Source organism: Bdellovibrio bacteriovorus, assembly GCF_002208115.1.
GTDB classification, from domain to species: Bacteria; Bdellovibrionota; Bdellovibrionia; order Bdellovibrionales; family Bdellovibrionaceae; genus Bdellovibrio; species Bdellovibrio bacteriovorus_C.
This window is the reverse complement of record NZ_CP020946.1, coordinates 1,310,515-1,335,968: the sequence shown is the minus strand read 5'-3', so window position 1 is coordinate 1,335,968 and position 25,454 is coordinate 1,310,515. Positions and strand designations below refer to the sequence as shown.

Sequence of the window (25,454 nt, the reverse complement as noted above, 5' to 3'; positions counted from 1 at the left end):
CAGCGGCATTTCTGCACGCTGCTTTTTACATACTTTTTCAAGATAAAATTACTTGGACACGCGAGAGTTCAGGAACTCAATCAGACACTGAACCGGCTGACCACTGCCGCCGCTGGCAAGCAAAGCCCCATGAGCTTTGTCCGTCCACGCATACACATCCAAGTGCGCCCACTTCTTTCCGCGCACGAATTTTTGCAGGAACAAGGCCGCCGTGATAGCCCCACCGAATCCACCACCGGAGTTTTTACAATCCGCAAATGGTGAAGACAGGTCACCCCAGTACTTTTCAAACAAAGGCATGCGCCAGTTCAGGTCCCCGGAACGCTGCCCCGCTTTAGTCAAAGCAGAAGCCAGTTCATCATCGTTCGAGAACAGACCCGCGATTTCGGCCCCTAGGCCCACCTTGATAGCGCCCGTCAGGGTCGCCACGTCAATCACCAGCTCCGCTTCTTCCGCACCTTTTTGGGTGCAGGCCACATCCAAAACATCCGCCAGAACCAAACGGCCTTCGGCATCAGTGTTGTCGATTTCAACTTTCATCCCGCTGCGGGCCGTGATCACATCGCCCGGGCGGAAGGATTTACCATCCACCGCATTTTCAGCCAACGCCAGATAGAAATCCAAAGGCCCCGGATAGTTGCTTTCCGCTGCCCACTGAGCAAGAGCAATCACGCTGGCCGCGCCACCCATGTCTTTTTTCATCAGGCGCATTGCAGAGCTTGGTTTGATATCCAAACCGCCCGTGTCAAAGGTGATCCCTTTACCGACAAAGGCCACCGGCTTCAAAGAAGACTTCTTCGCCGGGCGGTATTTCAAATGAACCATGCAAGGACCGTTTTCCGCGCCCTGCCCCACGGCCACATGCAGACCCATTTTTTCAGAGACCAGTTTTTTGGTGTCCCAAACAGTGACTTTGGTGTTTTTCGGGAAGCCCAGGCGTTTGGTCGCCATTTCCGCGAAAGATTTCGGATTCAGATCGTTCGGTGGCAAGTTCACCATGTGACGGGCCACGTTCACCGCGCGGGCACGCAGCATCGCATCCTTCACCACAGCCTTGTCCCAGGACCCCAGGGATTTTCTCAAAGCCACTTTTGGCAGATCGGTCAGTTGCTTGCCGTCAACAAACTGACGGAAGTTGTAAACTGCCACATCCATCCCCACCAAGGCGCCCAGATCCTGAGCCCCTTCGGTGCCATGGAATTCCATTTGAACACCTTTCAGGTGGTGTGCTTTCAACTGACTTACCAAAGTTCCGAACTGATCGCGGGCCCAGGAATAAGCCGCTTCATCAATCAGACCGTCATGGCCAACACTCGCTTTTTTACGCGGGCGCAGAATCCAAACCGGGCCCTTGCTTCCTGCGAAATAAACGACCTCACGGTCGTTCTGTTTCAGGGACTTTGCCTGCCATTCCAACGCGTGTTCTTCAATCAAAGAAGCAAACTTTGCAGAGTCATCCACTCCCAGGAAATAGACAAAGCCTGTCATTTCATTTTTTACTTTAAGTTCTTTTCCGAAGTCGAAAGTTTCAATCCAGGAATGGAATTGAAGCTTCCCCGCCGCCTTTGCTGCTGGAGTCGCTTTTTTAGCCACTTTAAATCCTCACTTTTAGTTTGTGATTAGGGTGATATTCCGTAGAATCATAATATGACGTGGACAGAGACCACAAACCTAAAATTTTGCTTACTCAATGCAGAGAACCTGTTTTTGATGTTTGATGGAATCCCCTCCAAGGATGCTCTGAACCTGAAAGAAGCTCACTGGCAGCGTCTGTCCACCTCGGTTTATGAAAACAAACCCCTGAAAAAGACTCAGGATATCGCCAAAGCCCTGAAAGAGATCAATGCCGACATCATCATGCTGTGCGAAGTGGGCGGTTTGGAGTCACTGAATAACTTCAACCTTCTCTTTATGGATGAGGCCTATTCCCCTTGTCTGATTGAAGGAAACTCGGAACGCAATATCGACGTGGGTTTTTTGATCCGCAAAGGACTGCCGTTCTATTTTGACCTTCAATCCAACAAGCACCGCCTGATCAATTACCTGTACCCGCACGAACGCGAAAGCCTGACCCACGGCTATCCGGTCAAGGGCGGCAAGATCACCACCAGCCACAAGTTTTCCCGGGATGTCGTAGAGCTGAAGCTTTTCAAAACTGACCGAGACAAACCCTTCATGATCATCCTGCTGACGCACCTAAAATCCCGCCTGGATCCAGAACGCATCGATCCGAACGGTTTTGAGCGCCGTCAGGCCGAGCTGCGCACTTTGATCGAAATCTATCAGGAACTGGAAAAGACCCATCCGCAAGTGCCCGTCATGGTCGCCGGGGACTTTAACGGAAACGCCAGCATCACCGGAACGGATGAGGAGTTTAAAGACCTTTACACCCTCACCTCACTGCGCGACGTGTTGGAAGTGGCGCAACTGGAAGCCGAGCAGCGAGCGACCTTCTATCAAGTCCGAAACTCCTCGCGGGCCGACGGACGACAAATTGATTTTGTTTTTATCCCACCTCTGTTGCACCCCTATCTGAAGCCGGCGTCAGCTTATGTGCATCGGTACAAAGATGAGTTCGGCATGGCTCACGACATTCCCCGCAATATGGATGCCAAATTAAGTCTCCCCTCGGATCATTATCCGCTGGTGTTCGAAATTGAGAAGCTTCCTTTGAAATAAGAAGCCAACATATTGACGTTTTTCACGGTCAAATTTATCCTGAATGTCACTATGGCAATGCAAAAAACTTCGATCCCGGATTTCCAAATCACTGCGAAAGTGGTCTATGTACCAACAGAGTCGCGCCCGTCTGAAGGCTACCATTTCTTTGCCTATAAAATTGCCATCACCAACACCGGCACCACTCCTGCCCAGCTGATGAGCCGTCACTGGATCATTACCGATGCTTTGGGCAAAAAAGAAGAAGTTCGTGGCCCCGGTGTTGTCGGATTACAGCCCAAAATTCAACCGGGTCAGACCTTTGAATACGACAGCGCCTGCCCGCTGACGACGTCCACCGGCAGCATGGTGGGCCGTTATTTCTTCGTCGGCGAAAGCGGCGAAAGCTTCTCGGTGGAAGTGCCAGAGTTCTATTTGATCGCTCCTTTGGCGCTGCATTAATTCCCTGCTGTTCCTAATTCGTTTTTGAACATTACCTGGTCCAGTTTTCAGTTTTTGGCTGGAAATTGCGAAGAAAGCCGTGCTAAACCCTCTGGCAATTCGTTGGGGGCGTTTTATGACGTGGTTTAAGAATCTCAAAGAACTCCTGGGCCTCGAAAAACCTGATATGTGCCTGTGCATGGTCGTGTCTGAACAAGAAGGTGCCGAGATCTGGGTTGAAGGCCAAAGAACCAACTATTTCACCCCAAAACTGGTCGCAATCAAAAAGGACCATCCGGTCAAAATCACCGTAAAAATGATTGGCCACGAACCTCACACCGCCGTGGTGAAAAGCTCGCACAATCTGACCTATTACTATTGCAACCTGGAGCGCATCCCGCTTAGACTCGTCAGCAATGAAGTCTATAGATCTGCCCATCGTTAAAAAAACATCCCGCCTGATCCTGCGCCCCCTGGAAGCCACTGATTATGAAAACTGGGTGCAGGCCTATTCCAGTATGCGTCCTCCGCAAAATGAATGGGATGAAACGAACTGGGACGAGAGTGAACTGACCCTTAAAAAATTCAAAGAGCTTCTGAAGTCTGAAAAAGACCAGCGCGCACGTGATCACTTTTATTCTTTCGGTGTGTTTTTGAAAGACGACGGCACGCTGATTGGTCTTGTCACCCTGATGGATATTTCCCGCGCGATTTTCCAGAACGCCTATATCGGCTATCGTATTTTCAACAACTATTGGGGCTATGGCTTTGCCCAAGAGGCCACCCGCGGTTGCATCGACATCGCTTTTAAAAAATTGAAACTTCACCGGGTGGAAGCCGGCATCGCGCCGACGAACAAAAAATCCATCAAGGTCGCCAAGGCTTTGAAAATGCGCAAAGAAGGCTTAAGCAAACGCCGCCTGCTGGTTCATAAAAAGTGGCAGGACATGGAGATCTGGGCCCTGACCTGCGAGGATCTGCGCTCTTCCAAGAAGTAATTGCCGGAAGTTCAACTGTTCTTGGCTGCTGTTTTCGCCAGGGCTTCTTCGATGATTTTGCTGTTGCGAGGGCCGGGAACTGTTTCTCCATTCAGAGAACGCGACACCACACTGACAGAAACACCCAAAGACTTTGCAAACGAGCGCAAAGAATAGCGCGGGTTTTTTGCGCGGCGGCGCGCAAATTCTCGTTTCAGTTGCAACACAATCTGATCATCCATGGGCTCAATCGTGCCAAAACAACAGAGAGTTGTTCACTTTTTAACGGCTTTCCCTTATATTTTCGATCCTTAGCAGAACCTTGGGAGCATGTTTGGACACTCTGGAATATTTGGACAAAGTTCGGCTTGAACTCAAAACCCGGCGCATTTCTCAAAGAGGCCTGGCCCTGCGTGCGAAGATCCCCCCGGGCCGAGTTTCTGAAATTCTTCAGGGGCGCAGACCTCTGACGGTCTATTACGCCAACAAGATTGCTCTGGCCCTGAACATCACTCCCCCAGAATCTCTTATGAAGGCTGGCACCGCCAACCCCACTCGCCCCGACCGGGTTCTTAGCGAAGACGAACTTCAAGTCATCCAGAACTGGTACCACTTGGCTATTTTAAATCTGATCAAAACAGATGGCGGCCACCGCAACCCCGCTTGGTTTGCTCAACGACTGGGAATTACCGAAAAGGACGTGTATCAGGCCCTGCGCCGCATGCTTCGACTGCGCCTCATAGTACAGGAAGAGTCCGGCTATCGCCGCACCAGCGGATTTGTCACCACATCTGCTCAGATTCCCAGTGCCACATTAAGAAACATGCATCATCAAATGATGGAGCAAAGCCAAAAGGCCTTGCAAAAAGTGCCGGTCGAATTTCGCGATATTTCCCACATGGTCATGGCCATCAATCCGGACAAACTTCCCGAAGCCAAAGAAGAGATCCGTCTGTTCAGACGGAAGATGGCAGCACTGCTGGAAGAGACCGCCCCCGCCACGGAAGTTTATCTTCTGGGCCTGCAACTTGTTCCACTTAGCAAAATAACGGAGGCTTCCAAATGAAAATTCTAACACCTGTCATCGGCCTGCTTGTGGCACTTTCTTTTGCTTCCCTATCCCAAGCTGGCGACGAGCTTTGTAACGGCGGAGACGTCATCCTTTGCCCCGACAAGGCACCTCAGGTGCTGGACATCCTTGAAAGAAACGTACTGTACGGATTTGACATTCACCCTGAAGAAAACAGACTGCGAATTTCTCACGGATACCGAATTGAATACGCGGTGGAAGATCTGCTGCGCCCCCTCCGTAAAAAAACTCCCGAACTCCACCAGTGCCTGATGAGCTACGTCAACGACCCTCGTTTCTGGAGTGAGTTCCAGTATGTAAAAAACCATGAGTTCCGGGAAGTCGATGATGAAACTTCTTTCGTGGTACCCAAGAACTGCCAGAAAAAACAGGTGGCCATTCAGCTTAAAACCCGCTTCAGCACGAATCAGCCCCGTTACATCATCAATCTGGATTTGTGGAAAAAAATGGACGCCTTTCAACAGGCGACCTTGGTGTTGCATGAAATCCTGCTGCGCAATCAGATTCTCAATCCCCATTGGAGTAACAACACCGTGCAGGTCCGCTATTTGACGGCCCTACTGGCCTCTGCAAAACCCGTCCAGTCAAAATCCCTGGAGCTGCAATCCCATTTGAATGAAGTAGGACTGGCTTGTCGCCCCTATACCCCCTAGCGCAAGAGAAGACGCCTCAAAACAAGGCAAGTTCATGACAAATATATAAGAATATAATTCGGAATCTGTTGCACACTTGCTTTAGAGAAGAACTCAGAAGCCGAAAGGTTCTCTATGAGAACGTTTTGGAAAATCATCATCAACTGTCTTCTTCTGTTAACCACATCTTGTGGCCTTGTGAATGCCGAACTTTTTCGCCGAGTTCAACAAGCGGACATCGGCAGTGAGGATCCAGGTCCGACCCCTCCGGCTCCAATCATCAGTGACAAGATTGATCGTTGGGGCTACGGTCGCACTCAATATGATGTTCTTATATCGGGAAGTTACATTATATCCGGGGGGCGAAAAGGATTGACCATCCTGGATGCGACGGACCCCTACACGCCGGTTGAGGTCAACTCTTTCAAAACCTATACAGTGAGCAAACTTACGAAGGTCGATGATCTGGCCTTTGTCAGTTACAACAACGGAATTCTGGAGGTTTTTGACATTTCAAATCCCGCAGGTCCGGTCGCCAGATCTTCCGTGACTTTAACAGCTCCAAAAAGAGTAGCTGTCAAAAACAGTCTTGCCTATGTTCCGGACGGCGCCAGCGGCTTGCGCGTGATTGATTTTTCCGATCCGGGCAATATCACTTTGGTTACAACTATCGACACAACGGGCGTGGCTCTTTCTGCGAGCATTGATGGCAATTATCTATATCTTGCCGACCAGTGGGATGGAGTAAAGATATTTGATATTTCAACCCCGTCCACCCCCACGCAAATTGGCAGTTACAATGTGGGTGGTGATGCCATGGATGTGAAAGTCAAAGGCAGCCATGCCTTTGTAACCGTGGATTGGGACAATATCACCATTCTGGATATCACCAACAAGACTGCCCCTGCACTGGTGACCAACTTTTATGATCAGTACAATTACTACAATGCCTTTACTCAGATCGAAATCAAAAACAACTATCTTTTTGCCATGGACTTCTACGACGGCATAACAGTCTATGATATCTCGACTCCGGCGACTCCAGTTTTTAAAGGGGTTGCGACCCCTTACACCACCCGCTGGTGGGGCGAGCCCTATGGATTTGCCAGCAATGACACCCACATCTTCATGGCAGTTGAAACATATGGCATTACTGCGGTCGATGTTTCAAACCCGGCGCAGCCTCACGTTCCCTATGCCTATCGACCCCAAAGATCCTGGGTCAACTCCGTCTCTGTTGTTGGAACCATTGCCGCCGTTTGCGAAAACGACTGGGGCCGCCTTTTGATGGTGGATATCAGCAATCCTGCCAAACCAACTCTGCTCAGCACCACCGAATCCGGATGCAGCCGGGAGCTGATCTATGACGGTACTTACGTTTATGCCGCTATGAACAACTCTGGTTTGAAGATATTGAATGTCAGCAACCCGGCCAGCCCGGCTGATATCGGCAACATCGACAACGGAAGCTCAGCCAGACAAATTGCGAAGTCCGGAAACTTTGTGTACCTAGCATATTCAGGGGCCCTTTACATTTACAACGTCAGCAACCCTGCGGCACCGGCCGTTGCTGGGACCTATGCTTACACCGCCAACGATATCATAGTGGAAGGCAACTATGCCTATCTGGCCGGAGCAACCACATTAAGAATTATAGACATTTCAAATCCGGCCAGTATCACTGTGGTCGGCTCGTACACTTATCCCAGCGGCACGGCGACTTCTTACAGCCTGATTAAGTCGGGATCTCTGATCTACGTCGGTGGCAGCGAAAGCCTTGGTGTCCTCGACATCAGTAATCCCGCGGCGCCAACTCTTATCAGCAAGGACACCAAAACAGACACCCCGGAAAGTATGACGATCCTGGGAAACAAGCTTTATTCATGCAACTATGACGTGGGTGTGCACGAATGGGATCTTGCAACCCCGACAAGTCCCGTACGGATCGACTCGTTCCTTCTGGGAGGGTGTTTGGGAATCACTTCCCTGAGCGGCACCGTATATATCGCTGACGAAGAAACCGGTCTGAGAATACTGAATTCCAGTTCTCGAAAGTATCTGAGAATGGAAAACCCCCTTTCATTGATGAGTGTGAACTCAATAACTGTTGGCGCAAGTCACATCTATCTGCCGGACTCTTTCATGGGTATCGTCACTTTGAACAATTCCAATCCCTTGCGACCCGAGTTCACAAGTCGCATCAACTCGATGTCTGTCGTTGCAGCCCCTATTGAAGAAAACAACATCCTTTACGTCGCCGACCAGTATTTCATTCGCACAATCGACATCACAGATGCTGCAAACCCTGTTTCTTTAGGAAGCAGCGCCCGATTCAGTGCCACCGGAGGCTATATCAACGCTCTCGCCAAGAAGGGTTCTTTACTTTACACCATCGAAGGATCTTTTCTGGGCATCTATAACGTTGCAGATCCGGCCAATATCTTGCAGGTGGCATCTCCGTCTTATGCAAGCATGATGGAATTGACAGTCAGCGGAAACATGCTTTTGGCTGCCAGCGGTTCAACCGGTCTAAGAGTTTTTGACATCAGCACCCCGACATCCCCCAGCCTCAGTGGAACCTACAATTCTCCAGGATCTGCCCGACATGCGATCTTGGATGGCACCTATGCCTACCTGGCCGACGGGACCGCCGGACTGCAGGTGGTTGACGTATCCAACCCGGCAAGCCCGACAGCCGTTGCCACCTACGACACTGCGGGGACCGCGATCTCACTTGCCAAGAAAGGTAATTACGTCTTTGTTGCCGACTCCGGCCACGTGGAAGTCATTGATGTCACTGATCCTTTGAATCCAACTCTGAAAACCACAATGAACAAAACCCTGTTCGGCGGGGCGAATTCCAAGGCTGTTGTCATTAAAGGAAACTATCTCTACGTCCTGCTGTATGATGGCATAGAGGTGTTTGATATCTCGGACATCGACAACATCCATCAATAGATCGTTGAAAATTTAAGGCCCTCCTCAGAGGGCCCCGTTGAGTTTTTCTTCAATGGCGCTTAAGCGCTTTTTTAATTCTTCATTTTCTTTTTGAAGGACAGTTACTTTATCCTGCAAATCGCGGATCTGCGCCACGTTCATCTCGCACTTTCCGTTGATTTCTTTGGTTGCTTCAATCAAGGGCGGCACCAGCTTGCTGTAAGCCACAGCTTTATAACCTTTTTCGTCAGTGCGAACCGCTTCAGGAAAAACTTTTTCCACTTCCTGAGCAAGGACCCCCACATCGTGTCGCTGTTCAAAATTCCATTCAGGGTATTCATCCTGGCGCCAGTCAAAGTACACACCATTCAGACGAAGGATTTTTTCCAAAGCTCCAGGTATCACAGAAATATTCTTCTTAAGTCTTTCATCGGAAGTATTCACATAAGCCGCGGTGCCGGCAACAGTCCCATTAACATGCATCTTATAGGATGGACTTGTCTGCCCCACACCGACATTTCCCGAACTTGCCACAACCATTTGTTCAGCCCCGCCGACAATCACACGGAATCTGTTGTTATAGTTATCCAATGACACATCTGCCGTCGCCCCGGCATTTCCCGCAGCTTGCAGATAGATTTCCCCACCTTCGACTGTCGCTGCTTGTGGATAAATTTCCAATCGATTCTGCGTGCCCCCAATCAGCACCATGTTTTTAAGGGGATCAGAGCCACCAATTGTAAGACCCTTGGTATTTTTAAACATCACCCCGTCAGGCCCAACAGAGACATGCGAAGCTGAAGTGTGGGTGGCCTGCCAATCACTTCCGTTCCAATAAGACCCTGACGAAATAATCAGGTTGGCCCCGTAGGCTGAATACCCAAGGGATGCAAAAGAATTGGCATCATAGCCATCCCCGATTCGAATATGCCCCCCCGCTCCAAATGCTCTTTTGATTTCCAAATCTGCAGCGGGTGTTGTGGTTCCTATGCCTACATTTCCATTCAACACCGTTCTGCCAGTACCACTGGGGGTTAATACGATGTTCTGATTCGTCCCTCCTGCAGCAAAAGTCAGTGCTCCAGAACCAGTAATTGATCCAGTTGTCGAACCGGTTCCGCCCCGTGCAATCGGTAAAGTTCCCGTCGTCAATTTGGAGGTGTCCAGTGCTGGAATATCCGCAGCCACAAGGGCCGCGCCGGCCGTCACACGGCCTTTGGTATCCACCGTCACTTTCGGATAGGTCCCAGCCGTCACTCCCGAGGCGGCCAGTGTCAATGCGGTGGCCCCTGCCACTGATGTTGCGTCCCCGGTAAATGCCGGCATCCTTGCTGCCGTGAAGGTTCCTGTCGTAATTTTTGAAGCATCCAGTGCAGGAATATCCGCAGCCGCAAGCGTAGCTCCAGCCGTCACCCGTCCCTTGGAATCAACGGTGACTTTCGGATAGGTCCCGGCCGCAACCCCCGTCGCAGTCAGAGCTGGATTCGGGTAGGCGCCAGTCAAATCTCCACCCGCGGCTCCACCCGGGCTCACTCCGGAAATCGTGACGTTGGAAGCCGCCGTCAATCGGCCTTGAGCATCCACAGTGAATGTCGGCACTTGCGTCGTGGAACCATAGGCTCCCGCGGTCACCGCGGTGTTCGCCAATGAGATGGTTCCCGTCGTGGAAATCGGTCCACCAGTTAAACCTGTGCCTGTGGCCACGCTGGTGACCGTGCCGCCAGAACCAGTTGCAGAGGCAATAAGATCCCACACGCTTCCCGTGTCGCGATAGATTCGTTTCGTATCACTGGCCACGTACAAGCGTCCGGCAGTACCAACCGCGGGTTTACTTGCATCCAAACCTGTTTGCACACTGGGAGTTCCGGCGACATTGGTCACAGCATCAGTAATGCCATAACCACTCAAAGTTGTCGGATTCGTCCCCGCGATCACGCGCCCTTTGGTATCCACAGTGACAGATTTATAAGTCCCTGCCGAAACACCCGAAGCCGCCAGTGTCAACGCCGTGGCTCCCGCCACGGAAGTTGCATCTCCCGTGAACGCCGGCATTCTTGCGGCGGCAAAGGTGCCGGTCGTAATTTTTGAAGCATCCAGTGCAGGAATATCCGCAGCCGCAAGGGCCGCGCCAGCCGTCACCCGTCCCTTGGCATCAACGGTGACTTTCGGATAGGTCCCGGCCGCAACCCCCGTCGCAGTCAGAACTGGATTCGGGTAGGTACCAGTCAGATCTCCACCTGCGACCCCACCAGGGCTCACTCCGGAAATCGTGACGTTGGAAGCCGCCGTCAATCGGCCTTGAGCATCCACCGTATATGTCGGCACCTGCGTTGCAGAACCATACGAGCCCGCCGTCACTGCGGTGTTCGCCAACGAGATGGTTCCTGTCGTGGAAATCGGTCCACCAGTTAAACCCGTGCCTGTGGCCACGCTGGTGACAGTGCCACCGGCGCCCGCCGCAGAGGCTATAAGATCCCACACACTTCCCGTGTCGCGATAGATTCGTTTGGTATCACTGGCCACGTACAAACGACCGGCAGTACCAACCGCGGGTTTACTTGCATCCAAACCTGTTTGCAGACTGGGCGTTCCTGCGACATTGGTCACTGCATTGGTGATACCATAGCCCGCCAATGTGGTGGGAAGATCCGAAGCGATCTTCGTCCAACTCAGTGCCGGAATGTCAGCACTGACCAGTGAACTTTGCCCCGCAGTCACGCGCCCCTGTGCATCCGTCGTCACTTTAAAATAAGTTCCGCTGGTACCGACACTGGTCAAAGACAATGTTGGCGTTGTGCTGCCGTTACTAACCACAATTTGCCCCGCGGTTCCCGACACTGTGGTCACACCCACGTTGATTGTCTGACATTGAAAATTAGAGGATACAGAATTCCAATAAGCCGCCTGATTCGCACCACAACTGGCAGAACTGACCGCCGCATTAAATGCGGACTGAGTCAGATATGTGCTCAGTGCCGCAGACAGCCCATTAACATCACTGGTATTGATTCCAGCCGGTGCCCACTGAGCACCATTGTACTTGAGGTAATTTCCAGAAGCCGGTGCCGAGTTCGACACCGCAACTCCCTGCAAGGCCACCACGGAAGGCGCCGGATAGGTGCCTGAAAGATCTCCTCCAGCCGCCCCTTTCGGAGTGCGCGCATCCGTGAGCCTTGCATCATCACCGGCCGCAACGGTCCCACTGACCGTCCCCACCTTCAACGTCAAAAGTGGTGTTGAAGTTCCATTGGCCACCGTCAAATAAGAGTTGGCGGAAGACACTTGGGTCACAGTACCGCCACTGGCACCACTGACACCTTCACACACAAGATCACTTCCGTTCCAGGAAAGGAAAGATCCAGAACCACACACAGGCAAAACATTCTTCAATAAAAAATCAGAAGCTGAATAGGCCCCCAGCTTCGCTGCGGAAGACGCATAAGCGGCATAAGGAACTGTGCGAATCACGGAATCAGGCGTGATTGTCTTCCATCCAGTTCCATCGTGAAATTTCACCCGCAAACGACGCCCGTCATTGAAGGCTGGCGAATAAAGGCTGCCGCCATCACAAACAAAAGGAGTCGCATTATTAAAGGTATCGAGCAAATTAAATCCCGCATCCGCCGGATACTGCCGGGCCCCTGAACCAATCGCGACATCGAAAACTCCTCCGGAGTTCACCATGTTGATGCCATTAACCTGCTCACGGTAAATCACACAAAGCCCGTCCGGATTTGTGATTTCAAAACTAAAACTGACATTTTCATATTCAAGAGGATAACCGTTGTTCTTAAGCACCCGCCCCTGATAAGTCAGAAATTGCGGAGCCGCAGACAACGTCAACGGTCCAAAAAAGAGACACAAAATCATGAACGTTCCGAAGTGTCGCACCATAGTGCTAACTCTTTCGGCAGCCTCATCACATGCCAAAAGGGTCAAAACATGAAATCAATGTCACATTCAATTTTCTGAAATCCTATCCGCTGGTTAATTGCCGCTCGTGCGAAAAAGCGATCCTTACTCAAATACACGCACTCCCTTACTTAGGGACCTAGCTACTCATTGCTATATTTTTCGGGTTGATTCCTGGGCGAAAAAAATATTCGGAAGCACCATGATGCTCATCATGAAAGAAAGAATACAGCTTTGACCAACTCAAAAAACAAGAGCGAAATCCCCCCTATGAAAGAGGTGTTCTATGAAAAGAAATCTAAAACTTATTGCGACTGTAATCCTGCTTAATGGCGCCCTGGCGGCCAATGCCGCCACTCACGAAATCAAAATGCTCAACAACGGCAAAGAGGGCATCATGGTCTTCGAACCGGCTTACCTGAAGGCCGCCAAAGGCGACACCATCAAGTTCGTCCCCACCGACCCTGCCCATGACGTGTCTTCTGTGGTGATCCCAAAAAGCGCCAAAGCCTTCAGCGCCCCATCAAACAAACCCCTGACAATCAAAGTCAGCGAAGAGGGTGTCTATGTCTACGAATGCAAAGCCCACCTGCCCATGGCCATGGTCGGCGTCATCCAAGTAGGCAACCCAACCAACCTCAAAGAGGCGCAAGACAGAGCCAAAGAACTGGCCAAAACCTTCGCCATGAACAAAGACCGCCTGGACAAATATTTAATGCAAGTAAAGTAATCAACTGCCCGCCCCACGGACATTTGACACAAAGCTAAGTAAAAAATCACCAGGCACCTTTTTGGGGGCGTCGACAAAGTACAAGGTCTGACGCCCTTCTTTTAAATAGAAAGCCCCTACCTGTCCCATCGGCAAGTTCCGCAGCAGCTCATCCCAACGGGATGGCGTCCGCGAGGACTGTTCGCAGCCGAGGGGGCAGGTAGGGGCTTTCTATTTAAAAGAAGGAGCTAAGGGCTTCGCAAGAATGTCTTCCAGCCGCCATCTGAGGTGCGCTGGTAGATGTAACGTTCGTGCAGACGGCCATTCAGGCCGAACCAGAATTCGATTTCGGTTGGGATGACTCTCCATCCGCCCCAGTGTGGCGGGCGCGGTACAACCTGGCCTTCGAATTGTTTTTCGTATTCTTGAACCCGACGGGACAACCACTCAATGTCCGGGATTTCTTCACTTTGATGACTTGCCCAGGCGCCGATTTGGCTCAGGCGGGCGCGTGTCGCGAAGTAAGCGTCACTTTCTGCCGCCGAGATTTTTTCAGCTTTACCAGTAATGCGGATTTGTTGCCAGATCGCGGGCCAGTGGAAATTCAGACAGACAATGGGATTTGTCTCGATGTCTTTGCCTTTATGAGAATTGTAGTTCCCATAAAAAACAAAGCCCCCCTTGCTCACCTCTTTAAGATAGACGATGCGCACGGAGGGCACACCCTTTTCATCCACGGTCGCCACCGACATGGCGTTGGCTTCCGGGATCTGCTTTGCGACCGCCTCTTTCATCAGGCGGTCAAAATGCTCAAAAGGGTCTTTGTTAATGTCGAACATTAATTACTTTTTCTTTTTAGTGTCTTGTTTAACGATGTCGATCAACTCAACGTCGAAAACAAGTACAGAGTTTGGCGGAATGCCAGGACGACCGGATGGACCGTAAGCCAGCTCAGGTGGAATGAAAAGCTTGGCTTTGCCGCCAACTTTCATCAACTGAAGAGCTTCTGTCCAACCTGGGATCACGCCACCAACTGGGAATTCAGCAGGTTGACCACGATCGTAGGAAGAGTCGAACTGTTCACCGTTAGTCAAAGTCCCTTTGTAGTGAACTTTTACTACGTCTTCTTTTTTAGGAGAAGCGCCAGTGCCTTCTTTTTCAACGATGTACTGCAAACCGGAAGCAGTTGTTTTCACGCCCGCTGCAGATTTGTTTTTCTCCAGGAAGTCTTTACCAGCTTTAGCATTGCCTTCAGCTTGTTCCTGTTGTTTTTTCATCGCCATTTCTTGAAGTTTCATCATAGCAGCTTGCATGTCTTCTTTAGACATTTCGTTTTTACCTGCTGCTGCGTCTTTCAAAGCCATCGCCAATGCATCTGCATCGAAGTCGATGTTTTGTTGTTTCAAGTTACCACCGATTTGTTGACCGATAGCATAGCTCGCTTTTTTCATATCAGTGTCGAGCTTAACTTTCTTTTGGCAAGCTGTTGTGAAGGCCATCGCCGCAACAACCAGACCACCAAGGACCAATTTATTCATGCTGTCTCCTCTTAAGGGGTTTTGTTTTAAATACTAAAGGTTTTATCTTGCGCTCGTTTCTATTATTTTCAAATAGATAACGCGCAGAGAAATGAGGCTAAGTTCAGACCTGACTTAGCAGAAACTTTTCCGCCTCAGCGCGGGTTCCCTTGAACAGGACCGTCACATGGCGCCGATCCAAAGATCCCAGATACATTGGATCGTAGTAATATTGCAGCAACTTTTCTATCCACACTTTATTGCCGGATAGCTCCGCATGATTCAGGTATTCCATCTCGGCCTTTTCAAGATCGGCCATCACTTCCTGGGTTCGTAGACCTCCCAGCTTCCGGTGAATGGCCGTCAAAGACTGGCGATAGCGGGCAAAAAGATCCAGGGCTTGGCGACGAAGGATGTCGCTTTCTTCCGCACAACGGGGCGCCGCCTCCAGGCTTTTGCCGATCGAGGAATTCAAAATGTAATCGTCAAAAACATTCTCCACCCGGACATTCAGCGGCTCATCAATCCAGATCACCGGCGAAGACCGCAGACGAATAAAGAACGTGGCTGGCTGCGAGATGCGCCCGATCAAACGGCTTTCATCCTCCACCACAGGTTTGATTTTTCCTTGAATTTTGTCCTCAAGAAGCAGGATTTCCCGGGCCAGACTGTTTTCATAGTCCACTTGGGTGGGCTGTGGAACCTCCCAGTTGCCAAAGGCCGAACCCCGATGACGAGCCAGAGCCTCAAGATCAATGACCGGATAGTCTTTCAGACTGCGCAGAAAATGCGTTTTCCCACTGCCCGTCGGCCCCGACACCGCAATCAGCGGCTGCCGGACAGAAAATTCTTCGATCTGCTTGATCAGATAGTTGCGGGCAGCTTTGTACCCACCGACCAGCAGGGGGCGCTCAATTCCGGCCGCTTTCAGCCAGGACTGAGATATGCGCGAACGCTGACCGCCACGAAAACAGTAAAAGACGGCTTCGGGGTTTGCCTGGACAAAACTTTTCCAGGCGTTCACCCGCTGCTCTTTGACGGGACCGGAAACCAGTTCATGCCCCAGTTTCACTGCGGCCTCGTTGCCCTGGTTTTTATAAACCGTCCCAACTTGCGCGCGCTCCTCATCATTCATTATGGGCAGATTCACGGCCCCAGGAATAGAGCCTTGTTGAAACTCCACCGGAGCACGAACATCCATCAACGGAATGTTCTGCTGGAACAGTCGTTTTAACTCATCGGGTTTGATATTTTTAAGGCTCAAAGATCACCGCTTTATCCTGGCGAGGCAAAACCTCTCCAATGATTTCAGCAGATTTGAATTTTGCGCGCAAGGCTTGAACCATGTCGGCACTGACCTCGCGGGACACCGACAACAGCAGCCCACCACTGGTCTGCGGATCATGCAGCAAGTGCTGCTGCAACGACTCAAGACCGGTCACAGAAATGGATTCTTTCGTGTATTCGGCATTCGAACGGTGCGCCTTGGTCAGGAAACCTTTTTCCAGGAACGACAATGCCTTGGCAAAACGCGGGATTTGACTGAATGAAATCCGCAGACTGACCTGACTTGCGTTGGCCAGTTGCATTCCGTGACCGGACAAACCAAAGCCGGTGATATCAGTCGCCGCATGCACTTCGGACTTCAAAACCGGAGTCATGTAATCCACGGCATTGTTCACGGTGGCCATGCTCTGCAAAGCCTCCATGATGTCCGCCTCCTGCACTTCCTGACGCTTCAATCCTGCCGTCAACGTGCCCGTACCCAAAGGTTTGGTCAGAATCAGATGATCCCCGACTTTCGCACCCGCATTGGTCCAGACCTGTTGCGGGTTCACAAATCCTGTCACGGAAAGGCCGAACTTCAAAGTGTCATCATCAATGGAATGTCCGCCCACGAAGTTGGCGTCAGCTTCCGCGATCTTGTCACTGGCCCCTTGCATGACATCGACGATCACTTCCTTAGGCAAAGTCGCCAGAGGAAACGCCAAAATACCCATCGCGGTTTTGGGTTTTCCACCCATGGCATAAACGTCGCTCAGCGCATTGGCTGCGGCGATTTCTCCGAACAGTTTGGGGGTGTCGACAATGGGAGTGAAAAAATCAAGGGTTTGCACCAGGGCGATTTCATCGTTAATACGATAAATCGCCGCATCGTCAAACAGGCCGCCATCCACCATCAAGGCCGGATGAGCCGCCGGAAATTTCACCTGCTTCAGGATCTCACGCAATTCGGAAGCCGCCACTTTCGCAGCACAGCCCCCTTTTTGCACCGTCTGGGTCAGGGAAATTTTTGGGGAAGTCATGAGTTGTGAGTTTCTTTTTTCTCTTCAGTCTGATGCTGCTCATTCACCGGTCTTTGCGGATTCTGAGTGATCTGCTGTTTCGCTTCCTTTTCGTCGGAAGAAGGATCTTCATTCAAGCCCTTCTTGAAACCACGGATGGATTCACCCAAAGAACGTCCCAAATTGGGAAGCTTGCTTGGTCCAAAAAGAAGCAAAGCGATACCACCGATAAGCAGGATTTCTGTCCAACCCAAATTCATAAGGTCTCCTCGTTAGAACACCGAAACCCTAGCATAAGGCCTATTGCGCGGCAACAAAAGGAGGTGCATTATATTGAGAAAGGGGAAATACGATGCTGAGTTTCATCATGATGCTGGCTCTGGCCGGTAATGCACAGGCCCAGAACCCACCTAAAGCCAAGAAAATGAACACTTCCATCTATGAGCAGGAAGCGGAAGAGGAGAAAACAGAGAGTTTTTCCGCCAAAGTCCGCGTTGTTCGCGAGATTTCCGATGAAGTGGAGGTCTTCTTTGAGGGCGAAAAAGCCAAGGGTGCCTACACCCTGCCCCGCTCCCTGCCGCAATATGGCGCACTGCTGAAGATCCTTGAGAAGTCCCGCAAGCCGGGGGGCCCTCCGGTGCAGGTCTCGGCCGATGGTGAAAAACGCATCAAATCCGTGGAGGCTTCCGCCGCCCCGAAATCCACAGTGATTGTGCCTGACGACCCAAACAAGAAATGGGATTTCGGTAAAATTCCAGATTGATCCTAAGCCCGGGAAGTGAGATTTTCACTTCCTCAATGAAAAACACTCGGGCACTTTGGTTCAATCAATCCTGGCTATATCTCAAGCGCATTCTGATCGTGAATGTCGCTTTCCTGATTATCGGTTCCATCTGGCGCTGGGCATTTATGGCCACTTTTGGCGATGCCCGCGAACTTTCGCAACTGACCCCGCATGTGATTCAGGCCTTCATTCTGGGCTTCCGCTTTGACAGCACGGTGCTGTTTTACGTGAATGCCGTTCCCCTGCTGATTCTGCTGTTCTTAAGCCTCTTCACATTTTGGAAGGGTTTTGAAGCGGGCTTGACCCGCATCTATTCCCGCTTCACCGCTTTCCTGGTGCCGTACTACACCGTGATGTTGTTCATCGTGATGTTTATCACGGCGGTGGACTTTGGTTTTTACAGCTTCTATCAGGACCGCATCAACGTTTTGATCTTTGGATATTTCGAAGACGACACCGTCGCCATCACCAAAACCATCTGGCGCAACTATCCGGCAGTGTGGATATTCCTGGGCCTGGGACTTTTCACTTATCTTTTGTGGAAAGGTCTAAAAATCAATTTCACTCAAGGGCGTGAATGGCTTCCTTGGCGAGTGCAAAAAATCTCTTACCCGGTGTTTGTGCTTTTCTTCTTTGCACTGTTTGTTTTGAACGGCATCGGAGCCCGGGGTTCTTTGGCCCTGTTTCCATTAAGTGAAATGGACACCGGGATTTCCAAGAGCATTTTTGTGAATCACCTCAGCTTCAATGGCGTGCGCGCCTTTGGCCGCGCGGTGGAACTGAAAGCCCAGCAGATTTCCCAGTGGGACAGCAATCTGCGCCATTATGGATACGGCGGCAATTACCGTCAGGCCTTTGCCGATTTCTATCAGATCCCTGTGGATCAGGTTCCGGCCGACCCCCTGGATCTGATGAAGCGTCAGACACCCAAAAACGCCTGGGCTGAAAAGAACCGTCCGCATGTATTGTTACTGGTGATGGAGTCCATGGGGGCTTACTGGTTTAATTATAACAACCCGGAATTCAATCTGCTGGGTGATTTCCAAAAGCACCTGAACGAAGACACCTACCTCACGAATTTCCTTTCCAGCACCAATGCCACGATTGGCAGCCTGAGCTGTCTGATGATTGGCTCCCCACAAAGACCCATCGGCGAATTTTTGACGGAAAGTGATTACCTGCAGGTGCCGTTCCGTTCCAGCACTGCAAGAGTGTTTAAGAGTGCTGGCTACAAAGCGCGCTTCCTTTACGGTGGCAATCCGGGCTGGCGTGAAGTGAACAAGTTTGCGATAAAGCAGGGCTTTGACACCGTCGAAGGTGAAAGCGAAATGGCCGAAGCTCTTGGCGGACTTAAAGAGCGCCATGACTGGGGCGTTTATGATGAAGAGCTGTTCGACTACGTTTATAAGACTTTGAACGAAAGCACGGAACCACAGTTCCTGCTGACCATGACCACAACCAATCACCCGCCTTATCAGCTTCCGAACTCTTACAAGTTGCCGGATCTTAAAACGCCGGATGAGTTGAAGTCCCGTCTGATTGGCGATGCGACCTTGGCGGAAAAACGCTTTAAGACTTATCGTTATTCCTCTGACCAGTTGGCAAAGTTCATGACGAAGCTTAAGAACTCGCCTTTAAAAGACAAGGTCATTGTCGCCATCACCGGCGATCATACGTTCTGGATTGTGAATTTCACTGAACAGGAGCTTTTGCAAAAAGGCTCGGTGCCGTTCTATCTTTATTTGCCACAGCCCATTCGCAAGAAACTGGATCCGGAAACTTTTGGCTCGCAGGCTGACATTGCCCCGACGCTTTACAATCTGGCTCTGTCGGAAGTTCCGTATTCAGCTTTGGGTCGCGACCTGTTTGATAAAAACGGTGACTTTGCGGTGAATGCATTCAACCTGATTGCCGATCGCACCGGCGGGGTTTTGACAGCCAGCAAACCAGAAAACGACATTCCTTTGGACTGGGAAGGCCGCTATGAGCGCCTGGTCCGTGGGGAAAACACCGATCATAAAAAACAACTCGCCGTGAAATACAAATCCCTGATGAGTGTCCTGGATTATTATTTCATGAAAGAAAAGCAAGATCAGAAAGGGCCCGTGGATCATGCGGATTCTAGTCGTTGAAGATCAGATAAAAATGGCGAACTTTTTGAAAAAGGGCCTCAATGAGGTCGGCTATGCCGTGGACCTGGCTGAAAGCGGCTCTGCCGCGGAATCTTACATGGCTCAAGGCGATTATGATCTGGTGATTCTGGACGTGATGCTGCCGGATCAAAGTGGTATCGACACCGCCCGCCACATCCGCCGTGACGGCTATGAAGGCCCCATCCTGATGCTGACGGCACTGTCCACCACGAAGGACAAGGTTCACGGACTGGATGCCGGTGCGGATGACTATCTGACCAAACCTTATTCTTTTGACGAACTTCACGCCCGCGTGCGCGCCCTGCTTCGCCGTAAAGCCCCTATCAACGGCACCACCACCAATGTTCTGAAGTATGCGGATCTGGAACTGGATCTGATCCAGCGCAAAGCCCGCAGAAATTCCCAGGAGATCTCTTTGACCTCCAAAGAATTTGCCCTGCTGGAATACTTTATGCGAAATCCAGAGCGTCCTTTGGGGCGGGTCTCTATCGCTGAACACGTCTGGGACATTCACTTTGATTCTGAAAGCAACGTGATTGACGTCTATATCAATCTGTTGCGCAAAAAAATCGATGTCCCGTTCCCGAAACGTCTGATTCATACGGTGGTGGGCACAGGGTATGTTCTTAAAGAAAATCTATAACTTCTTTCAAAGCTTCAGCATCCGTCTGCGCCTGTCACTGATCTTCGTGCTGATCTTCGGCGCGACCACGGTCTTTTTTAACATGTTCCTGTTCCAGATGATGATCGACACTCTTCAACAGGATTTCGATGATGCGCTTTTCAACTATTGCGTCGACGTTTCTGACGGGATCGAAATCGGCATCAAGGGCGATTTAAGCTTTCCGCCTTTAAGACTGGATCACGGTAAAATCCTTCCCTTCCCTCTGGGAACCGCGTTGATTCAGGTGCGCCACAGCTCCGGGGCCGTACTGGCGCGAGTCGGGAATTTCGGTGAATTCAATCCGCCCTACAAGAAGGATTTTGAACGCATCTGGAAAGGTGAAGAAGCCACCTATCGAACCATTGAACACATCCGCAACATCCCTTCGGCCGAGGCCGATTCCTACCGGCTGATTTCCTTCCCGCTGGATAACGCCGCCAAACCCCAGTTGATGCTGCAAATTGCGGTGCCGATGACCCTGATGGAAACCCAGATTCAAAAACGTCTGACGCTGCTGCAATTGGGTATTCCGTTTGTGCTTTTCGTGGCCACCCTGGGCGGAATGTTCCTGTCGGCCCGCGCGCTGAACCCGGTGAACAACATCATTAACATTGCCAAGGAAATCAAAGTCACCGAGCTTTCCAAAAGAGTCCCCGTCCCCAATGCCAACGACGAAATCAAACAACTGTCCTTGACGCTCAATGAAATGCTGGACCGTATCCAGCAGGCCTTTCAGTCACAGGAGCGTTTCGTCGCGGATGCTTCACACCAGTTGCTGACCCCGCTGACGATCATGCGTGGTGAAATGGAACTGCTGCAAAAAACGGAAAAGCGTGATGTGGATCAATTCATTAAAAGTGCATTGCAGGAAGTGGACAATCTTTCCAGCATCGTGCAGGAGATGCTGCTGCTAGCCCGTGTGGACGCGGGTATTGGCGCCCTGAATCTGGAAGACCTGGACTTTGATGAACTGGTTTTCGAAGCGCTGACTCGTTGTGAGAAACTGGCCAAGTCCAAAGACATCAAACTGAAAGTCACAATTAACAATGAAACCGGAGAAGAGCACAAACACATTCGTGGCGACAATGATCTGCTGACGAATCTCATTGTGAACATCGTGGAAAATGCCATCAAGTATTCACCGAATCAGGAAGTGGTCTCTGTCACGGTTAATCACGGCCGTGAAACAACGGAACTGCTGGTGGAAGACAATGGCCCTGGCATCCCGGAAGAACAGCTGCCGTTCATCTTTGAGCGCTTCTCGCGCGGCTCCAATATGGAGACTCGTGTTAAAGGCTTTGGTCTAGGTTTAGCCATCGCGCAAAAAATCGCCATCCTTCATAATGCCAAGCTAAGTGCTCAGAATCATTCAGGGACCGGTGCGAAGTTCGGCTTTGAAATTAAAAACATTTAATCGATTTAACCCCGTTTGTTAGCCTTTCCTAGTTCGCAATTGAAGCTAACAAAGAACCATTAGGAGGTTACTATGAAATTCGCTTCTATCTTGATGACTATCGCTTTCGCAGGTGTTGTTGCTCACGCTAACGAAACTGCTCCAGCTGCTACTACAACTACTGCTCCAGCTGCTCCTGCTGCTGAAGTTAAAGCTGAGAAAAAAGCTGCTAAGAAAAAACACGCTAAAGAAGCTGCTCCTGCAGCGGCTGCAGCTCCAGCTGCTCCTGCTACTACAGCTCCTGCTGGTCACTAGTCTTTCGCGAAAGCAAAGATGTGATAAAGGGAACCTCCGGGTTCCCTTTTTTTATTCCTGAAAATGTTGTTGAATTATTTCACCCAGAGTTCCACACGCGGAACACCAATCGTCCCCGCCCCCGTAACCGTATCACAAGCCGGAATCCCCACTGGAGTCCCATACCCCGCCGGAGCCATCATCCCCACCGCATAAAACCAGTTCGAGTGATTGGCCGAACCGTCGGCCAAAGCTGTGTTGCTGGCACCATTGTATTCAAGACCACCCCAATAGTTCGAGGTGGATTCAATCGCCACCGCCACATATCCGGCCACCGGTTGTGAAGTGAAGTTGCTGGTCTGAGTCCACCAGTTGCGGATGGCACTGCCCGAGCCCGGCCAGTTGATTTTCAACTCCAGCTTGCCAGAGCGATAGAATCCAGCCACTCGGCCCATGATCGAGTAGCGGCCCGCAAGCGGCGCCCCCGAGTTGTAGCTTAACGTCTCTGCGACGTTGGCAAACACTCCGTCGGAATAATTGTGGTTCAGAATTCGAGTCCAGCCGCCACCATCGGTGGTCATGTCACAGTAAACCGGAATCGCGCCGCCACCACCGGGATTGATCGTATAAAGTCCCGAGCCAATGGACGCTCCCGCATCCAGGATCGCTTTACAGGAGTTGTAGGTGGTGTATGTGTCGTCCTCTTTGATCCACAGATTCACCTCCGCCACGCCGGCCCCGGTTCCGATCATGGAACTGGCGGCGGGAATTCCCGCAGGTGTTCCATAAGCCACCGTCGATCCGATCGCATACCACCAGTCGGAAATCTGCACTGAACCATCCAGCAAAGCCTGATTGTTGTTGATAGGGCCGTGGGTTCCGTTCCCCAGTTCCAGACCGCCCCATTTATCGGTGATCGCTGTTGCCATGATGGGCGTCCACCCGCTCACAACCACGTCACTAAGCGGGTTTGTGCTCTGAAGCCAGATATTTTTATTGGAATACCCGGGCCACGTCTGACGGAAGCGATACTTGCCGTTAGTTGCAAAGTCTGGAATTTTGGTCAGTTGCGAATACAGATTCCCCGTCGGAGCACCGGTGTTTTTAGACTGCGCATCGGCCGTGCTCGCAAAATAGCCGCCCGCCGTGTTGTGACGGAAGATGCGTGTCCAGCCGCCGCCGTCGGTCGTCATGTCACAATACGCGGAATACTGCGCATTCGCTCCGGTCCCATCCGAATCAATCGTATAGGTGCCATCGGTCGGGCTTCCCATCAGATCTTTGATCTCTTTACAGGATTTCGGATAGCACTGAGTCGCCACAATGAATGCCGGCTTCGATGCACCGATAAACGCAGTCCATTCGGTCGAAGTTTTGGTAGGCACGAACAGATCACTGCTGGCGTGATTGTTGGTCACAATATAGCAGGACCCTTGAGAGCTTACGTAAGGGACGTACACACGTGTGGAACCGCCCACCGGAATACGATAGCCTTCGCTCAGGGTGTTGATCCCCAAAACAAATGGCGCCATCATAATCATCAATGCAATTCGCAGTTTCATATTCGTTCACGTCCCGTCTTAGCGAAGATAGAATTTAAAGTTACAGGCGTTTCCTTTGCCACTGTAGCAGACCTCCGTCGCTTTGTACGTCGGCACGATCCCCTCATTCCCGGAATTAAATGCTATGTTAAACGCATCGGAAGAATTGTAATTGTCATTGGCATTTTGCCCGGCGCACCCGGCAGTTCGGCTGGTGTGGCGCAAATTCCCGGTACACTTGGTATTGTTATAGTTCCAGTTGCCGCCAGCCAGATCAATGATTGGAGCTCCACTGTTGTAAGACGGGGAAACAAACATGGCATCCGTCGTGTTCACTGCAATGGAAAACGCTTCAGGATTCACGGAAGCCTGCTGCGTCGGCATTATGTGTTTACCCGCCGCCGCCAGATTGTAGGTATTCACAAAGAAATCATTCGGTGTTGTGCCCGTGACCGTGCCGTTGGAGTATGCCACCAGTGTCCAGCCCCCGCCGGAGGTGGTCATGTCGCAGAAGACCTCATAAGGCGCTGTGGCTCCGGCTCCGTCAATATCGATCGTATAGATTCCGTCACCTTTGGAGGCCCCGGCATCCAGGATCGCTTTACAGGAATTATAGACCGTGTGAGTGTCATCTTCTTTCATCCACAGATTCACTTCCTGCACCCCATGGCTTGCACCAAGCACATCAGAAGCCGGAATCCCCGGTGGAGTTGTGCCCCAAACCACATAGGCACCAACGGAATAAAACCAGTTCACGTGATTCACTGAACCTTCCAGATACGACGATGTTTGCGCAGGGCCATGAGCGCCGTTCCCCAATTCAAGTCCACCCCAATAGTTGGTATAACCCTGAACAAAGACAGTCTTATAGCCGGCCACATTCACGTCGGCCGTGGGGTTAGTGGTTTGAAACCAGATGTTTTTTAAGTTTTCTCCAGGCCAGGTCAGTCGGAACTGATACTTGTTGCCGGGAGTTTTAAAGTGATCGATTTTATTAAGAATGGAATACAGATCCGCTGTCGGAGTGGTCGTGTTTTTACTGCTGGCATCCGTCGCATCAGTAAAATACCCGCCGGAGATATTGTGTTTGAAAATCCGGGTCCATCCCCCACCATCGGTGGTCATGTCACAGTAAACGGGATACGGAGAACTGCCCGTGGGATCGATGTAATAGATCCCATCCCCTTCAGAACCGTTGTTGTTCAAAATATCCAGACAGGAACCACACTTGGTCAAAGAGACACTGGTGATCGTAGCGGCCCGAAACGCCGTCCACTCTGCCGCCGTTTTGGTCGGAACAAAGAAATCTTTGTCGGCCGTGGCATTGACCACTTTCTTGCAGACGTTATGGGCATGGATGGCTTTGGTGGTGCCACGATTCACCCTGTGACCTGTGTCCTGGGTGTTCAGTGCCACCAGCAAAGGTGACACGGCTAGAATGAAGGCGATCTTTCCGATGATCTTCAC

Annotated in this window: 23 protein-coding genes; 13 read left to right on the top strand and 10 right to left on the bottom strand. The window is 51.1% G+C overall.

The genetic code is table 11. The features are described from left to right. Nucleotides 1-48 precede the first annotated feature (48 nt). Nucleotides 49-1,593 (bottom strand): M17 family metallopeptidase, encoded by a 1,545-nt coding sequence (locus B9G79_RS06505; RefSeq protein ID WP_088564798.1) that lies wholly within the window; start codon nucleotides 1,591-1,593, stop codon nucleotides 49-51. A gap of 117 nt (nucleotides 1,594-1,710) precedes the next feature. Here B9G79_RS06505 and B9G79_RS06500 point away from each other — a divergent pair, with 117 nt between their 5' ends. The 4 genes from B9G79_RS06500 to B9G79_RS06485 all read left to right on the top strand — a co-directional run bounded on the left by B9G79_RS06500 (nucleotide 1,711) and on the right by B9G79_RS06485 (nucleotide 4,097). Next, nucleotides 1,711-2,679 (top strand): endonuclease/exonuclease/phosphatase family protein, encoded by a 969-nt coding sequence (locus B9G79_RS06500; RefSeq protein ID WP_232469229.1) that lies wholly within the window; start codon nucleotides 1,711-1,713, stop codon nucleotides 2,677-2,679. Between the two features lie 51 nt (nucleotides 2,680-2,730). Continuing rightward, the gene (gene apaG / locus B9G79_RS06495; protein WP_088566801.1) at nucleotides 2,731-3,120 is read left to right on the top strand and encodes a Co2+/Mg2+ efflux protein ApaG; all 390 of its coding nucleotides are present in this window, start codon (nucleotides 2,731-2,733) and stop codon (nucleotides 3,118-3,120) included. 115 nt (nucleotides 3,121-3,235) lie between these two features. Next, entirely contained in the window at nucleotides 3,236-3,544 is a 309-nt protein-coding gene (locus B9G79_RS06490) for a hypothetical protein (protein ID WP_038449787.1), read from the top strand. Next, nucleotides 3,516-4,097 (top strand): GNAT family N-acetyltransferase, encoded by a 582-nt coding sequence (locus tag B9G79_RS06485; protein ID WP_088564796.1) that lies wholly within the window; start codon nucleotides 3,516-3,518, stop codon nucleotides 4,095-4,097. The genes B9G79_RS06490 and B9G79_RS06485 overlap by 29 nt, the downstream gene beginning before the upstream one ends. An 11-nt stretch (nucleotides 4,098-4,108) precedes the next feature. Here B9G79_RS06485 and B9G79_RS06480 read toward each other — a convergent pair whose 3' ends face one another. Next, nucleotides 4,109-4,318: a helix-turn-helix domain-containing protein gene (locus B9G79_RS06480; protein ID WP_088564795.1), complete on the bottom strand. Its 210-nt coding sequence runs from the start codon at nucleotides 4,316-4,318 to the stop codon at nucleotides 4,109-4,111. A 92-nt stretch (nucleotides 4,319-4,410) separates the two neighbouring features. Between B9G79_RS06480 and B9G79_RS06475 the strand changes: the two genes are divergently transcribed. The 3 genes from B9G79_RS06475 to B9G79_RS06465 all read left to right on the top strand — a co-directional run bounded on the left by B9G79_RS06475 (nucleotide 4,411) and on the right by B9G79_RS06465 (nucleotide 8,756). After that, nucleotides 4,411-5,142 (top strand): TIGR02147 family protein, encoded by a 732-nt coding sequence (locus B9G79_RS06475; RefSeq protein ID WP_088564794.1) that lies wholly within the window; start codon nucleotides 4,411-4,413, stop codon nucleotides 5,140-5,142. Further along, nucleotides 5,139-5,819, top strand: a complete 681-nt coding sequence (locus B9G79_RS06470) for a hypothetical protein (protein ID WP_088564793.1) — start codon at nucleotides 5,139-5,141, stop codon at nucleotides 5,817-5,819. Before B9G79_RS06475 ends, B9G79_RS06470 begins: the two co-directional genes overlap by 4 nt. 114 nt (nucleotides 5,820-5,933) lie before the next feature. Beyond that, nucleotides 5,934-8,756 (top strand): LVIVD repeat-containing protein, encoded by a 2,823-nt coding sequence (locus B9G79_RS06465; protein ID WP_088564792.1) that lies wholly within the window; start codon nucleotides 5,934-5,936, stop codon nucleotides 8,754-8,756. Between the two features lie 24 nt (nucleotides 8,757-8,780). On the opposite strand, the gene B9G79_RS06460 is transcribed toward B9G79_RS06465, so the two are convergent. Beyond that, entirely contained in the window at nucleotides 8,781-12,605 is a 3,825-nt protein-coding gene (locus tag B9G79_RS06460; RefSeq protein ID WP_157678744.1) for a tail fiber domain-containing protein, read from the bottom strand. Nucleotides 12,606-12,933: 328 nt separating this feature from the next. On the opposite strand from B9G79_RS06460, the gene B9G79_RS06455 reads away from it, so the two are divergent. Continuing rightward, nucleotides 12,934-13,377 carry a pseudoazurin gene (locus tag B9G79_RS06455; protein WP_232469228.1) on the top strand — a complete coding sequence of 148 codons (444 nt, stop codon included), beginning with the start codon at nucleotides 12,934-12,936 and terminating at the stop codon, nucleotides 13,375-13,377. A gap of 227 nt (nucleotides 13,378-13,604) precedes the next feature. Here the strand turns inward: B9G79_RS06455 and pdxH are convergent, their stop codons facing one another. The 5 genes from pdxH to B9G79_RS06430 all read right to left on the bottom strand — a co-directional run bounded on the left by pdxH (nucleotide 13,605) and on the right by B9G79_RS06430 (nucleotide 17,418). Then, nucleotides 13,605-14,195: a pyridoxamine 5'-phosphate oxidase gene (gene pdxH / locus B9G79_RS06450; RefSeq protein ID WP_088564790.1), complete on the bottom strand. Its 591-nt coding sequence runs from the start codon at nucleotides 14,193-14,195 to the stop codon at nucleotides 13,605-13,607. Nucleotides 14,196-14,198: 3 nt separating this feature from the next. Continuing rightward, a complete protein-coding gene (locus B9G79_RS06445) occupies nucleotides 14,199-14,894 on the bottom strand; it encodes an FKBP-type peptidyl-prolyl cis-trans isomerase (RefSeq protein ID WP_088564789.1) in 696 nt (231 codons plus the stop codon). 103 nt (nucleotides 14,895-14,997) lie between these two features. Beyond that, nucleotides 14,998-16,137 carry a tRNA 2-selenouridine(34) synthase MnmH gene (mnmH, locus tag B9G79_RS06440; RefSeq protein ID WP_088564788.1) on the bottom strand — a complete coding sequence of 380 codons (1,140 nt, stop codon included), beginning with the start codon at nucleotides 16,135-16,137 and terminating at the stop codon, nucleotides 14,998-15,000. After that, nucleotides 16,127-17,179, bottom strand: coding sequence for a selenide, water dikinase SelD (gene selD / locus B9G79_RS06435; protein ID WP_088564787.1), 1,053 nt, complete (start codon nucleotides 17,177-17,179; stop codon nucleotides 16,127-16,129). Before selD ends, mnmH begins: the two co-directional genes overlap by 11 nt. Beyond that, a complete protein-coding gene (locus tag B9G79_RS06430; RefSeq protein WP_088564786.1) occupies nucleotides 17,176-17,418 on the bottom strand; it encodes a Sec-independent protein translocase subunit TatA/TatB in 243 nt (80 codons plus the stop codon). The genes selD and B9G79_RS06430 overlap by 4 nt, the downstream gene beginning before the upstream one ends. Nucleotides 17,419-17,510: 92 nt before the next feature. Here B9G79_RS06430 and B9G79_RS06425 point away from each other — a divergent pair, with 92 nt between their 5' ends. From B9G79_RS06425 to B9G79_RS06405, 5 genes are all read left to right on the top strand, one after another. Continuing rightward, nucleotides 17,511-17,921 carry a hypothetical protein gene (locus B9G79_RS06425; RefSeq protein WP_088564785.1) on the top strand — a complete coding sequence of 137 codons (411 nt, stop codon included), beginning with the start codon at nucleotides 17,511-17,513 and terminating at the stop codon, nucleotides 17,919-17,921. Nucleotides 17,922-17,956: 35 nt separating this feature from the next. Next, nucleotides 17,957-20,074: an LTA synthase family protein gene (locus B9G79_RS06420; RefSeq protein WP_088566799.1), complete on the top strand. Its 2,118-nt coding sequence runs from the start codon at nucleotides 17,957-17,959 to the stop codon at nucleotides 20,072-20,074. After that, nucleotides 20,055-20,738, top strand: coding sequence for a response regulator transcription factor (locus tag B9G79_RS06415; protein ID WP_088564784.1), 684 nt, complete (start codon nucleotides 20,055-20,057; stop codon nucleotides 20,736-20,738). Before B9G79_RS06420 ends, B9G79_RS06415 begins: the two co-directional genes overlap by 20 nt. Next, complete coding sequence (locus tag B9G79_RS06410) at nucleotides 20,716-22,173, top strand: sensor histidine kinase (protein WP_088564783.1); 1,458 nt, start codon at nucleotides 20,716-20,718, stop codon at nucleotides 22,171-22,173. The genes B9G79_RS06415 and B9G79_RS06410 overlap by 23 nt, the downstream gene beginning before the upstream one ends. A gap of 72 nt (nucleotides 22,174-22,245) precedes the next feature. Beyond that, on the top strand, nucleotides 22,246-22,467 hold the full coding sequence (locus B9G79_RS06405; RefSeq protein WP_011164976.1) for a hypothetical protein: 222 nt from the start codon (nucleotides 22,246-22,248) through the stop codon (nucleotides 22,465-22,467). A gap of 74 nt (nucleotides 22,468-22,541) precedes the next feature. Here the strand turns inward: B9G79_RS06405 and B9G79_RS06400 are convergent, their stop codons facing one another. Both B9G79_RS06400 and B9G79_RS06395 read right to left on the bottom strand, forming a co-directional pair. After that, on the bottom strand, nucleotides 22,542-24,008 hold the full coding sequence (locus B9G79_RS06400; RefSeq protein ID WP_088564782.1) for a fibrinogen-like YCDxxxxGGGW domain-containing protein: 1,467 nt from the start codon (nucleotides 24,006-24,008) through the stop codon (nucleotides 22,542-22,544). Between the two features lie 18 nt (nucleotides 24,009-24,026). Further along, entirely contained in the window at nucleotides 24,027-25,454 is a 1,428-nt protein-coding gene (locus B9G79_RS06395; protein WP_088564781.1) for a fibrinogen-like YCDxxxxGGGW domain-containing protein, read from the bottom strand.

Excerpts from the sequence above, each read along its gene's own strand:
- B9G79_RS06420 (WP_088566799.1), top strand. The coding sequence starts at position 17,957 with ATGAAAAACACTCGGGCACTTTGGTTCAATCAATCCTGGCTATATCTC.
- B9G79_RS06490 (WP_038449787.1), top strand. The coding sequence starts at position 3,236 with ATGACGTGGTTTAAGAATCTCAAAGAACTCCTGGGCCTCGAAAAACCT.
- B9G79_RS06470 (WP_088564793.1), top strand. The coding sequence starts at position 5,139 with ATGAAAATTCTAACACCTGTCATCGGCCTGCTTGTGGCACTTTCTTTT.
- B9G79_RS06500 (WP_232469229.1), top strand. The coding sequence starts at position 1,711 with ATGTTTGATGGAATCCCCTCCAAGGATGCTCTGAACCTGAAAGAAGCT.
- apaG (WP_088566801.1), top strand. The coding sequence starts at position 2,731 with ATGGCAATGCAAAAAACTTCGATCCCGGATTTCCAAATCACTGCGAAA.
- B9G79_RS06410 (WP_088564783.1), top strand. The coding sequence starts at position 20,716 with ATGTTCTTAAAGAAAATCTATAACTTCTTTCAAAGCTTCAGCATCCGT.
- pdxH (WP_088564790.1), bottom strand. The coding sequence starts at position 14,195 with ATGTTCGACATTAACAAAGACCCTTTTGAGCATTTTGACCGCCTGATG.
- B9G79_RS06430 (WP_088564786.1), bottom strand. The coding sequence starts at position 17,418 with ATGAATTTGGGTTGGACAGAAATCCTGCTTATCGGTGGTATCGCTTTG.
- selD (WP_088564787.1), bottom strand. The coding sequence starts at position 17,179 with ATGACTTCCCCAAAAATTTCCCTGACCCAGACGGTGCAAAAAGGGGGC.
- B9G79_RS06400 (WP_088564782.1), bottom strand. The coding sequence starts at position 24,008 with ATGAAACTGCGAATTGCATTGATGATTATGATGGCGCCATTTGTTTTG.
- B9G79_RS06425 (WP_088564785.1), top strand. The coding sequence starts at position 17,511 with ATGCTGAGTTTCATCATGATGCTGGCTCTGGCCGGTAATGCACAGGCC.
- B9G79_RS06465 (WP_088564792.1), top strand. The coding sequence starts at position 5,934 with ATGAGAACGTTTTGGAAAATCATCATCAACTGTCTTCTTCTGTTAACC.
- B9G79_RS06460 (WP_157678744.1), bottom strand. The coding sequence starts at position 12,605 with ATGATTTTGTGTCTCTTTTTTGGACCGTTGACGTTGTCTGCGGCTCCG.
- B9G79_RS06405 (WP_011164976.1), top strand. The coding sequence starts at position 22,246 with ATGAAATTCGCTTCTATCTTGATGACTATCGCTTTCGCAGGTGTTGTT.
- B9G79_RS06480 (WP_088564795.1), bottom strand. The coding sequence starts at position 4,318 with ATGGATGATCAGATTGTGTTGCAACTGAAACGAGAATTTGCGCGCCGC.
- B9G79_RS06485 (WP_088564796.1), top strand. The coding sequence starts at position 3,516 with ATGAAGTCTATAGATCTGCCCATCGTTAAAAAAACATCCCGCCTGATC.
- B9G79_RS06415 (WP_088564784.1), top strand. The coding sequence starts at position 20,055 with ATGCGGATTCTAGTCGTTGAAGATCAGATAAAAATGGCGAACTTTTTG.
- B9G79_RS06445 (WP_088564789.1), bottom strand. The coding sequence starts at position 14,894 with ATGAATAAATTGGTCCTTGGTGGTCTGGTTGTTGCGGCGATGGCCTTC.
- B9G79_RS06455 (WP_232469228.1), top strand. The coding sequence starts at position 12,934 with ATGAAAAGAAATCTAAAACTTATTGCGACTGTAATCCTGCTTAATGGC.